The organism is Bilophila wadsworthia ATCC 49260 (assembly GCF_000701705.1).
Taxonomy (GTDB): Bacteria; Desulfobacterota; Desulfovibrionia; order Desulfovibrionales; family Desulfovibrionaceae; genus Bilophila; species Bilophila wadsworthia.
Genome location: NZ_JNJP01000097.1, coordinates 1 through 12,073, shown reverse-complemented (window position 1 = coordinate 12,073; position 12,073 = coordinate 1). Strand labels below are relative to the sequence as shown.

Below are 12,073 nucleotides of genomic sequence, written 5' to 3'. Positions count from 1 at the left end.
CCCAAACCCCACCCCCACCTCTTCAAAGACTTTTACGTTTATTGAATCCCTGTTCGCAGCGTTCCCTGAGGCAACAGAGTGGTGACTCCTTTGCCTGAAAAAAACGGTTTCCTTGGCGGTATAGCCCAGGGAAACCGTTTTGAAGATATGAGGGAGCCCTTCCCTTGCCGGGGCTGGACAGCTCCCGGAAACGCCTTTCTAAAAAGCCTCCCCGTACAGTGACGCGATCTCTTCGGGCGATGCCGGACGCGGATTGTTGGCGGGGCTTCCGCTGGCAACGGCTTCCCGCACCATCGCGTCGAGCTGGGCATCCAGCGCCTCGCGGGAAAGCAAGTCACGCAGCCGGGGGATATGCAGCTCGTGCACCAGCCGGCTCACAATGCCGAGCCCGGCCCGCGCCGTTTCCAAAGGCGTTCCCGCCGGAACCGCCCCCATCGCTTCCGCCAGCCGGGCATAGCGTTCCGGTGCGCCGGGAAGCGAAAACCTCATGATCGCCTCCAGCAAAACGGCGTTGCTCACGCCGTGCGGGATGCCGAACTTCGCCCCAAGCGGGCGGGCCATGCCGTGCACCAGCGCCACGGAACTGTTGGTAAAGGCAATGCCCGCCTCCAGCGAACCAAGCAGGCACTCGCGCCGGGCTTCGGCATCGTCCGGGCTGGCGAACGCCACGGGTAGGAACCGGGCGAGCCTCCCCGCGGCCCGCAAGGAAAAGTCGATGGTCAGTTTAGTAGCCTTGCGGGATACGCAGGATTCGATGGCATGGGTCAAGGCATCAACGCCCGTGGCCGCCGTCAGCGCCGGAGGCATACCGTATGTCAGCAGGGGGTCGAGGATGGCGATTTCCGGGACAAGATACATGGAAATGACGAGCAGTTTCTCGTGGGCGGCTTCCTCGGTGATGATCGTCGTTCCCGAAACCTCGCTCCCCGAACCCGCCGTCGTCGGAATGGCGATGATCGGAACGCCGGGATGCGGCACCCTGCCCACTCCCGCGTAATCCCGGACAGCCCCGCCGTTGGCGTCGAGCAGGCTCACGGCCTTGGCAACGTCGATGGGCCCTCCCCCGCCGCAGGCTACGATGGTCCCGCACCGTTCCCTTCGGAACAGGCCAAGCGCCTCCCTGACATGGCGGTCGGTGGGTTCGGACGGAATATCCGAAAAAACCGCGCCGAGCAGCCCCGCCTCACGCAAGGACTGGAGCACAGGTTCCACAACGCCTGAACGCCGCAGGAACGGCCCCGTGATCACGAGCGCCCGGCCCCTCCCCCACTGCCTGGCGAACAAACCCGTTGAAGCGGCTTTTCCCTCCCCAAAGACGATGCCTTTCGGCGAGAACCAGTTCCACATATTTCCCCCGTTTTCATGCCGCGGCCCTGACGTGCGGCACCGTTGTGCGAAGGGCTTCTCAGTGCTCGTGCGGTTTGTTGCCGAGAGGATGCACATGCATATGGGCATGAGCGTGCGACGGCGCGGCGTCCGTGAAATGCTGCCCCTCAACCGTCAGGTATTCGGAAGAGGTCTCCGCCAGGAAGTCCCAGTCGTGGGAAATGATGATACGGGCCGTGGGAAGGGTTTTCAAGACGCCGATGATCCGCTGCCGGGCTTCCGGATCCAGCCCGTTGGTGGGCTCGTCGAGCAACAGGGCTTCCGGCTCCATCACAAGGACCGTAGCCAGCGAAACCAGTTTCTTCTCGCCCCCGGACAGGCGGTGCGTCAGCCGGTTTTCGAACCCGGCCAGCCCGAGCCGCTCCAGCGTGGACGCCGCACGATCCAGGGCTTCGTCCTGAGTGCAGCCAAGATTCAGCGGCCCAAAGGCCACGTCTTCCAACACCGTGGGACAGAAAAGCTGATCCTCGGCGTGCTGGAGGACCAAGCCCACCTTGCAGCGCAATTCCCGAAAGTCCTTTTCCGTTTCCAGCGGACGCCCGTGAAAGAGGATACGGCCTTCCTGCGGTGCCGCCAGCCCCATGATCAACCGGAAAAACGTCGTCTTGCCGCTTCCGTTCGGACCGTACAAGCCGATCTTCCGGTCAGGGTACAGGGCAAAATCCATATCCCGGAAGACCTGCCGTCCTCCGGGATATGTGAACGAAATATGCTCCAGCGCGAAAATGGGCTCAGCCACGGGGAAACTCCAGATACAGATCAAAGGCCACGAGGCAAACCATGCACGCGAACGCCGCCACGGCGAACACGGCATCGCGGGATGTGGCCCGGAAAGCGGTCACGGACTGAAAACGCCCGGAAAAACCGCGCAGGATCATGGCTTCGTAGACCCGCACGGAACGGTCGAAGCTGTGCACAAAGACCATGCCGAGCATGTTGCCGAAGGTACGGTACGTATGCATGTTGGTCTTGGGCGCGAACCCGCGCAGCCGCGCCGCGCCGTGCAGCTTGTGCCATTCATCGGCGATCACATGCAGATAACGGTACGTGAACAGGAACAGGAAAACCAGCTTGGACGGGAAGCGCAGCCGCTCCAGCGCATAGCCGATGGTCGGGGAATCCATCGTCGCCACCAGCGCGAGGAACGTCATGACGATGGCATTGGACTTGATGGTCACGAGCAGGGTCAGCAGCACCCCCGCGCGGCTGACCTCCAGCGGCCCCCACGCGGCGATAACGTCTCCGCCCGAGGTCAAGGGGACCGTCAGCCAAAGGAACGCAATGAACACATTGACCACGGCCAGCCGCCGGAGCACGGGCCGCATCGGCGGCCTGCTGAGGGCAAGGAGCAGCGCGGCTATGCCGAACCCGAACCATGCCGCCTCGGGAGTCCGCACCACGGCCAGGCACACGGCGCACACGAACGCCGCCACCAGACGGAATCTGGGGTCGACGGCGTGCACCAAAGAGCGCCCGTGGGCAAAAGGTTCGTCAAACATCAGGGCCGGCGCCTGAAATACGCCGCAACGCCGATCAGCCCGAAAATCCAGCCGATGCCCCCGATGATGTCCCGGAGGTTCGGACCGGCTTCCGTCTGTTCCGCAAGCATACGTTTGATGGGGGACAGTTTGGCGTCCAGTGCGGCGTCGACGATGCGCTCAATCTCGGCGGGCGTCGCGCCGCCGGAAACCGCCGCAACCGAAGCGGCGGCAGAAGGCGCGGCCTGTCCGGCGACAAGGGAGGCCGGGGTAGCCGGGACTTCCGCAGCGGCAACAGCGACGGCCTTCGGGGTTCCCGAAGAAGCCAGCTCGTCGGCGGCCACGGTCCAGTCGTTCTGGTGCCCTTCCCCGGCGATGATCCGGATGTTGAGATCGTGCCCGGCCTCGCGGAGCTCCGCCGTCACCGGGAACCGGAACACCCCGTTATCATCGGTGGTTCCCTGCAACAGCCGCGCGCCGGTCGTTGCGTCAAAGACCTCCACGGTCCCCTGCTTGACCTTCTGGCTTCTGTTGAACCCACACTCGACCTGTACGGCATCCCCATCCACAAAGGCGAAGATATTCACGCGGTGCGCCGAAGCGAACGAGGCTCCGGCGAATACGAGGCACAACGCCATGCACCAAAGGCGAAACATACGCATATCGCTATTCCTTGGAAAATTGCAGGATTTCCGGGCGGACCTTGGCAATGAACGAAACCGCCAGCGCGGTGATCACGCCTTCCACGATCATGACGGGAATGTGCGCCAGAAACAAGATCTGTGCGGTACGGAGAAAGCCTTCATCGCTGAAACTCAGCGACAGCGCCGTCAGCAGCCCGGCCCCGGCGACGGAGAGAGCCCCGCAGCAGAATGCGCCGACAATCCGCTGACGTGCGGATTTCAACAGCATGGGGCGGAACGCGTAGTAGCAGACGACCGCCGGAAAAGCCATATTGAAGGTATTCACGCCTAGTACGGTGATGCCGCCGTACTGGAACAGGATCGCCTGAAGCATGAGCGCCACAAAAATGGACGGGAACGCCGCCCAGCCGAGCAGCATCCCGAGGAGCCCGTTCAGGATGAGGTGCACGCTGCTCGGGCCTATGGGCACATGGATGAGTGAGCCCACAAAAAAGGCCGCGGCCAGAATCGCCACCGTCATCAGCCTGTCGTAGTCCAGTTTCCGCAGCCCAATGACAATACCGGCCGCCGCCAGCACGGCTCCTGCCCCAAGGACCGCCGGGGAAAGCACCCCTTCCGAAATATGCATGGTTCACCTTCGATTTGTTTTACCGAGGAAGGAATTTGGGGAAAGGAGATGAAAACTTTCCGGAAAAAGTTTTACCCTCCCTTCCCCAAACCTGCCAGCGCAGAGCCCGGCCTTCCCTCTTCAAAAACGCTCGTCTTTACGAATCCCTGTTCCAGGCTTTCCCGAGTTCTCGAAGCAGCGGAACGCCTGTTCCTCCCCTCCTGCGCAATCCCTGCAGGCAGGGTGAATCGGAGAGCATGCCGGCAGGCGTTCACCACACCCACTGCGGCACCCTCCCGCTTGTCTTTTTTTACTTCTTCACCGGGTCGACGAACTCGGCCCACAGCACGGCTCCAAGCTCGACATTCTTGGGCGTGCCGTCGTGATCAAGCTTCTCATCGGCGGTATTCAGCGCGGCGAAGCCCCACCAGCCCGCAAAAGGCACGGCATAGGTGAAGACGCCGTTGGCGTCGGCCTTCACGACCTGCGTCACCATATACTCGTTGGGCGCTTCGTACTTCTTATCCTTGTTGTACAGCTCGACTTCCACATCGGCGCCGGGCACGGGCTTGCCGTTCAACAGCACCTGCCCCTGAAACACATTGCCAGCATAATTGCCGAAGGGACGGGTCAGGGGAACGATTTCCGTCTTGAGCCCGGCGGGCTCATCCCAGCCTTCCTCTTCGCCGAACGCCGCCACATACGCCTTGGTGTAATGGACGATGTAGCAATCCTCGGCGGGCTCCCAGTACGGCTGCGGCTCCATGACGAACTGATAGACGCCGGGCCGCTTGATCGCATACTGCGCGGTCCAGCCGTCGTGATCCACGATTTTTTTGGCTTTGAGGCTGGGTTTCAGGTCTTCAGTCTTGCCATTCGCAATGACCTGCACCGCTTTCGGCTTGGCCAGCGGCATACCCTGCATTTCCATAGGATGGGTAAAGGACAGGTCCAGCGTGACGTCGGCGTCCTTCTTGTCCGTCACCGTGCCCGCAGAAGGGATGACCATGCCGAAGTGCGCAAGCGCAACGCCGGAAACGGACAGCATCATGATGCAACTCATCAGAAACGTTTTCCACATAACCGAATCTCCTTGTGTCGGGCCGACGGCAGCCAAAAGGGCACGCCTCACGCCGTAAAACCATGAGTAACACAATACAAAGAAAAGTAACAACAGAGAATCGATGATTTTCGTCCTATATTTGTTTCACTTTGAATTGTATAAGAATCCATGAGCCAATCTGGGCTCGGAAACATCGTCTCCAAGACACATGCGCACCATACGCAAAGCCATAGCACCCAATCCGCTCACGGAAACGGCTTCATGCCCATGCAGGCGCTCCCGCCGCCTTCGCTGCCCCGTTCCATGCCCTCGTACCCGCCGGAAAGAAAAAGAGAGGACCTTCCCAGATCCTCTCTTGATGACAATGCCTTTTGAAGTGCCTACTCGGGCTTCTTGGAGGGCCGGATGGTCATCACGGGGCACTTGGCGGACTTCACCACCTCATTGGCCACGGAGCCGAAGAACAGCCGATCCAACCCTTCGCGGGCGTGGGTTCCCATGACGATCATGTCGACGCCGAGTTCCTTGGCGATCTCCACAATCTTCTCGGCGGGGCGCCCTTCATAGATGAGCCCGTTGACGTCCATGCCGGGGAACTGCTTCTCCACGAAAGCATCCATATCCCCCCGGGCACGGGACCAGATGCTTCGCATCCCCTTGGCGATGTCCTCCACGGGGACTTGCAGGTTCTCATAAGCCGAACGCGACGAGACGACATAAATAGCCGAGATCGAAGCCCCCGAAAGTTCCGAGAGCATCTTCGCATATTCCACGGCAGGGTTGACGCTGTCCTTCAGGTCGACTGCGCAAAGGATCTTCTTCAGTTCCATGAGACGCCTCCAGCGTAACGAGTTGGACAATACAGGATTGTCTTTACACTACCTCCTGTTGCGCCAAAGTCAAGCCGGACGGATTTTCTAACGCTTTTCCTTCGGAACGACGGTTCCCCGGCCTTCCCGGGCCTTCCGGTTGAACAGGCGGAAGACCAAGACGAAAAAGACCGGGACAAAGAAAATCCCAAGGGCCGTTGCCGCGAACGTGCCGCCCATGACGCCGGTCCCGATGGCATTCTGGCTTCCCGACCCCGCCCCGGTACTTATCGCCAGCGGCAATACGCCGATGAGGAAAGCTAAAGAGGTCATGAGGATGGGCCGCAAGCGCAACCGGGCCGCTTCCATCGCGGCGTCCGCAAGGCTCGCGCCCTGCTGGAACAACTCCCGCGCGAACTCCACGATCAGAATGGCGTTCTTCGCCGCGAGCCCGATGGTCGCCAGCAGGCCGATCTGGAAATACACATCGTTGGACAGCCCGCGCGCGCCGGTCGCCGCCACAGCCCCGAGCACGCCGAGGGGCACGACCAGAACGACCGACAGCGGAATGCTCCAGCTCTCGTACAGCGCGGCGAGGCAGAGGAACACCACCAAGATGGACAAGGCATAGAGGAACGGCGCCTGCGAACCGGAAAGGCGCTCCTGAAAGGACATCCCGGTCCACTGGTAGCCGATGCCTTCGGGAAGCTCCTTCATCAGCCGTTCCATCTCCAGCATGGCCGTACCCGAGCTCATCCCGGCGGCGGCGCGGCCCTGTATCCGCACGGCGGACACGCCGTTGTAGCGTTCAAGCTGCATGGGGCCGTACGTCCAGCGGGCCTCGCCGATGGACGTGAACGGCACCATCTCGCCCTTGTCGTTGCGGAAATACCACCGATTGAAATCTTCGGGCTTCATGCGGAACGGCGCATCGGCCTGCACATACACCTTTTTGACGCGGCTGCGGTCCACGAAGTCGTTGACGTACTTCCCGCCCCACGCCGCCGAAAGATCCGTGTTGATGGCGTCGAGGGGCAAGCCGAACGCCCCGGCCTTTTCCTGATCGATGTCAACTTCCAGCTGCGGGCTGTCGTCCTGCCCGAAAGTTCGGACGTTCCGCAGCAGGGGGCTGCGCCGCGCCAGCTCCATCAGCTGATCCCGCGCCGCGATGAGGGCTTCATGCCCAAGCCCCGCCTGATCCTGCAACTCGAAGTCAAAGCCGGTGGCGTTGCCGAGCGAGCGGATCGCCGGGGGCGCGGAGACGAATACACGGGCATTGATGATTGAGGAAAAAGCCTGATTCGCCCGGTCGATGATGGCCTGCGCGCGCCGCTCAGGATCTTTGCGCTCGCTCCAGTCGCGGAGGCGGATGTTCCCGCGCGCGGTGCTTTGCCCCTTGCCGCCCGATGCGCGCCCAAGGGTCAGCATCATGCCATGCACGTTTTCCTTTTCATTCTCAAGGAAATGGCGCTCCACCTGTTCCACGATCTTCAGGGTTTCCGTTTCCGTCGATCCCGGGCCGAGCTGGATTTCCACGGTCAGGATGCCCTGATCCTCGTTGGGCAGAAACGACGTGGGCATACGCCACAAGATCCAGCCCGCGCACACGAGCATGGCCAAATATATGACCATCATCCTGCCGCCGACCTTGATGATCCTGCCGACGGCCCCCCTGTAGGCCGTGGTCGCCCGGTCGAAACTCCGGTTGAACCAGCCGAAGAAGCCGTGCTGCGAGGCCATGTGGCCGGGCTTCAGAAAGGTGGAGCACAATACGGGCGTCAGCACCACCGCCACGACGACGGAAAGGATCATGGCCGACACGATGGTCAGCGAGAACTGGCGGTAGATGGCGCCGACGGTGCCGCCGAAAAAGGCCATCGGCACGAACACGGCGGACAGCACCGCCGCCACGCCGATGAGCGCGCCGGTGATCTGGCCCATCGTCTTGATGGTGGCCTCGCGCGGAGGCAGCCCGTCCTCTTCCATGACGCGGGCCACGTTTTCGACCACGACGATGGCATCGTCCACAAGCAGGCCGATTGCCAGCACCATGCCGAACATCGTCAGCGTATTGATACTGAACCCGAACGCCGCCATGACGCCGAACGTACCGAGCAGAACCACGGGAACCGCCAACGATGGGATGATTGTGGCCCGGAAGTTCTGGAGGAACAGGTAGATGACCGCGAACACCAGCACGATGGCCTCAAGCAGGGTCTTGACCACCTCGATGATGGAAATCTTGATGAACGGAACGGTATCGTAGGGCGACACCACTTCCACGCCGTGCGGGAAATAGGGGCGCATGTCCTCAATGAAGGCCGCCACCGCATTTGACGTGTTCAGAGCGTTGGCGTCCGAAGCCAGCTTGATGCCCACGCCCGCCGCAGGCTTGCCGTTGTAGCGGGCCGACGATGTGTAGCTTTCCTGCCCCAGTTCCACACGGGCCACGTCACGGAGGCGTACGGCGGAGCCATCGGGATTGACGCGCAGCAGGATGCGCTCGAATTCCGGAACGGACGTGAGCTGTTTCTGCGCCTTGATGGTGACGTTCATCTGCTGCCCGTCCCGGATGGGCTTGCCGCCGACTTCCCCGAGCGAAACCTGTTTGTTCTGGGCCTTCACCGCATTGATCACGTCGGACGGCGTCAGGCTGTATGAGAGGAGCTTCGAGGGGTTGAGCCAGATTCGCATGGCATAGGGCGCGCCGAACAGGGACACTTCGCCCACGCCGTCCACACGGCTCAGGGGGTCAAGGATGGTGGAGCCCACAAAATCGCACAGGTCCGCCGCGCTCATGGAATCGTCGGACGACACGAACGCGTACATCTGAAGGAAGCTGTCCGCCACCTTGGTTACGGTGATGCCCTGCCGCGTCACTTCTTCCGGCAGGGACGAAGTGGCGAGCTGGAGCTTGTTCTGCACCTGCATCTGCGCCACGTCGGGATTGGTATCGGGATCGAAGGTGAGCCGGATGGAGACCTGCCCGGCGGCGTCGCTGGTGGAGTTGATATACAGCAGGCCGTCGATGCCGTTCAGTTTTTGTTCGATGACCTGCGCGACCGTGTCCTCAAGCGTCTGAGCCGAGGCCCCGGAATATTTAGCCGTGATGGTGACCACCGGAGGCGCGATGCGCGGATACTGCTCCACGGGCAGGCGGAATATCGAAATCCCCCCCGCCATCATGATCAGGATGGCGATAACCCACGCGAACACCGGGCGGTCTATAAAAAAACGTGCCATAAGTTCTCTATGAAGTTATATGGTTACATACGGGACTTTTTCAAAAAAGAGGATAGGCGCTCTCAAAAGCCCTCTGGTGGCCTTCTCTTTTCCTCAAGGGAAGCTTTCATCCTCTGCTGGCCGAAAAAAGGCCGTTAAGGGAAGTCACCGGGAAACGCCTGCCGACGGGAGGTTCCCCGTATCACCAGACTGTTATTGATTGTTCAAAAACCGTTGGCGGCGGGAAGATACGCGGAACGGGAGTCAAGTCACAGCCGACCCTCCAGAACCCCAGAGGCCCACGAATAGGACAACCAGCCCTTTCGCGGCCCCCTCCGACTTCCCCGCTATCCTTCGCCCCTGATCTTCACGCTCATGCCGGGACGGACGTTCTGCCCGCCTTCAACAATGACGCGGTCTCCGGGCTTCAAGCCGGAAAGCACCTGCCACGAATCGCCTACGGTACGGCCCACGTCGACAAGCCGGACGTCCACCTTGCCGCCGCCGTCCACAAGGAGCACGGAAGCCTGCCCCTTCGGATCGCGCCGCAGCGCCCGCTGCGGGACCAGCAAGGCGTTTTCGTCCACGCCCTCGGCGATGACCGCGCGCACGTACATGCCGGGCAACAAAATATGTTCGGGATTGGGGAACAGGGCGCGCAGGGACACCATGCCGGTGCTTTCGTCCACGCTGACGTCCGTGAACTGCAAGCGGCCCTCATGCGGATACATGGCACCGTTTTCGAGTTTCAGGCGGACAGGCGCCTCCTCGGCGGCGGAACGCAATTCCCCATTGGTGAATTGAGCGCGCAGCCGCAGCAAATCCTGACTGGACTGGGTGATATCCACATACACCGGATCAAGCTGGCGCACGGAGGTCAGCGCCTGCGCCTGATTGGCGGTCACCAGCGCGCCGGGCGTGAACGCCGACTTGCCGATGCGCCCTGAAATGGGGGAACGGACTTTGGTGTATTCCAGATTGATGCGGGCGGTCTTCACGGCGGCGCGGTTCACCGCCACGTCCGCCTCGGCCTGCTTGAACGCGGCCTGCGCGTCGTCATACTCCTGCTTGCTCACCGCCTTGATCGCCAGCAGCTCACGGAAACGCTCCGCCTTCAGCCGCGCCGGGGTGACGTTGGCTTCGGCCTTCATGAGCGCGGCCTGCGCGCTGTCCAAGGCGGCCTCATACGTGGCGGGATCGATCTGATACAGGGCCTGCCCCGCCTTCACGTCGGCGCCCTCGGTAAACAGACGCTGCTGAAGGATGCCGCCGACCTGCGGCCTGACTTCCGCCACCTGAAACGACGCGATGCGCCCGGCAAGGGCCGTCGTGTAGACTTCCCGCCGGGGCTCCAGTTTGATTATCACGACTTCGCGCGGACCGGAGGAACCCGGGGCACCCTTGCCCCCTTCCTCACAGGCCAACAGCATCAAAGACAACAACATACACAGAACGGCCCTCGTCAGGGCTCTCGGGTAGCTCATAAAAAGGCTCCTCGGCATCCTGCCGATATACGGCACGGCAAGTTACGGGGTTCTCCAGGGTCCCATTTTTCGTCGGGACGGGGGTAGTGTAGCAAGAGACGCAACAATGAAAAAGCCCACAATCCCGGGGGGTCCCGGAAAAATGCGGGGCTTTTTTCCACCCCGGGGGCCCACGGGTCAGCGATTCCGGACCGTTGCGCCCTGTTTTCTTCCCGATCCGTACCGCAAAAAAAGATGACGCGGAATCGCCCGCGCCATCTTTAGCTTACCTGTTTGTCTTTTTCATGAAATCGATCACGGCGTATCGAAAAAGACCGCCAGCTCGTCACGGCCCGACGCCACGCCAAGGGCCAGCATAAGCTTGAGCCGGGCCTTGGGCCCGCTGGTCTCGCCGCCGAGAATCCCTCCGGCCTCCAGCACGGTTTTGGCCCCGCCCTCGTAGCCGTACACGTCGAGCACGCGCCCGGCTATGGTCCGGGTGGTGATGACCACCGGAATCCCTTTCTCCACGGCACGGCGGATGCCCGGCAATGCGGCGGGCGGCACGTTGCCCCGGCCGAAAGCCTCAAGCACGAGCCCTCTGACGTTCCGCTCCACCAGAAAATCGATCAGCAGCGAATCCGAGCCGCTCGCCAACTTGATCAAGTGTACGTCCTCCACCAGCTCCGGCGGACGGATGGATTGCCTGCCGAGCGTATTGCGGCGGAAGACCACGCGGTCGGGGTCCACATAGCCGAGCGGCCCCCAGAACGGCGAAACGAAAGTTTCCGTATTCGCGGAGTGGGATTTCACGACCTCGCGTGCGGCGTGGATTTCCTCGTTCATGACTACAAGCACGCCCTTGCCCCGGGCTTCGGAACTCGCCGCCGTGCGCACGGCGCACAACAGGTTCACCGGTCCGTCCGGGCTGATCTCCGCCGCCGATCGCATGGCTCCGGTCAGACAGACCGGCTTCTCGCTGTTGTGCACGAGATCCAGCAGATACGCGGTTTCCTCCAGCGTATCCGTGCCGTGCGTGATCACGACGCCCAGAATGTCCTCATGGCGGAGCAGTTCCTCCACCTTGTTGCCGAGTTCGAACATCCGTTTCGGCGTCATGTGCGGGCTTGGAATATTGGAAAATTCCATGACCTCAATGGGGCACGCCTCGCGCAGCCCCGGGACGGAAGCCACCAGATCCTCGCCGCTCACCGCGGGCACGATGCCGTGCGCCGGGTCAAGCTTCATGGCGATGGTTCCGCCCGTCGTCAGTACGATTACTTTTTTATTATCCATGTCGCTCTTCTTGGAAGGCGAAAAAGGAAGGGATACTTGGAGGAGGGAGGAAGGCCCTTTCTGGAGAAAGGGCCTTCCTCCCTCCTCCAAACCTCCTCCCTCCTT

Annotated in this window: 10 protein-coding genes; all 10 read right to left on the bottom strand. The window is 61.7% G+C overall.

Annotated elements, in window-relative coordinates; all coding sequences use genetic code 11:
- Positions 1–198: 198 nt before the first annotated feature.
- On the bottom strand, positions 199–1,347 hold the full coding sequence (locus T370_RS0119110; protein WP_029436688.1) for an iron-containing alcohol dehydrogenase: 1,149 nt from the start codon (positions 1,345–1,347) through the stop codon (positions 199–201).
- A gap of 58 nt (positions 1,348–1,405) precedes the next feature.
- Positions 1,406–2,125, bottom strand: coding sequence for an energy-coupling factor ABC transporter ATP-binding protein (locus T370_RS0119105; RefSeq protein WP_029436687.1), 720 nt, complete (start codon positions 2,123–2,125; stop codon positions 1,406–1,408).
- Positions 2,118–2,885, bottom strand: coding sequence for a cobalt ECF transporter T component CbiQ (cbiQ, locus tag T370_RS0119100; RefSeq protein ID WP_005030222.1), 768 nt, complete (start codon positions 2,883–2,885; stop codon positions 2,118–2,120). Before cbiQ ends, T370_RS0119105 begins: the two co-directional genes overlap by 8 nt.
- Positions 2,885–3,526: a hypothetical protein gene (locus tag T370_RS0119095; protein ID WP_029436686.1), complete on the bottom strand. Its 642-nt coding sequence runs from the start codon at positions 3,524–3,526 to the stop codon at positions 2,885–2,887. The genes cbiQ and T370_RS0119095 overlap by 1 nt, the downstream gene beginning before the upstream one ends.
- A 4-nt stretch (positions 3,527–3,530) precedes the next feature.
- A complete protein-coding gene (cbiM, locus tag T370_RS0119090) occupies positions 3,531–4,136 on the bottom strand; it encodes a cobalt transporter CbiM (protein WP_029436685.1) in 606 nt (201 codons plus the stop codon).
- 289 nt (positions 4,137–4,425) lie between these two features.
- The gene (locus T370_RS0119085) at positions 4,426–5,196 is read right to left on the bottom strand and encodes a DUF4198 domain-containing protein (RefSeq protein WP_009380067.1); all 771 of its coding nucleotides are present in this window, start codon (positions 5,194–5,196) and stop codon (positions 4,426–4,428) included.
- Positions 5,197–5,558: 362 nt separating this feature from the next.
- Positions 5,559–6,008, bottom strand: a complete 450-nt coding sequence (locus T370_RS0119075) for a universal stress protein (protein WP_005030215.1) — start codon at positions 6,006–6,008, stop codon at positions 5,559–5,561.
- 87 nt (positions 6,009–6,095) lie between these two features.
- Positions 6,096–9,230: an efflux RND transporter permease subunit gene (locus T370_RS0119070; RefSeq protein ID WP_029436684.1), complete on the bottom strand. Its 3,135-nt coding sequence runs from the start codon at positions 9,228–9,230 to the stop codon at positions 6,096–6,098.
- Between the two features lie 326 nt (positions 9,231–9,556).
- Complete coding sequence (locus tag T370_RS0119065; protein ID WP_029436683.1) at positions 9,557–10,693, bottom strand: efflux RND transporter periplasmic adaptor subunit; 1,137 nt, start codon at positions 10,691–10,693, stop codon at positions 9,557–9,559.
- A 294-nt stretch (positions 10,694–10,987) separates the two neighbouring features.
- Positions 10,988–11,968, bottom strand: coding sequence for an asparaginase (locus T370_RS0119060; RefSeq protein WP_005030209.1), 981 nt, complete (start codon positions 11,966–11,968; stop codon positions 10,988–10,990).
- Between the last annotated feature and the right edge of the window lie 105 nt (positions 11,969–12,073).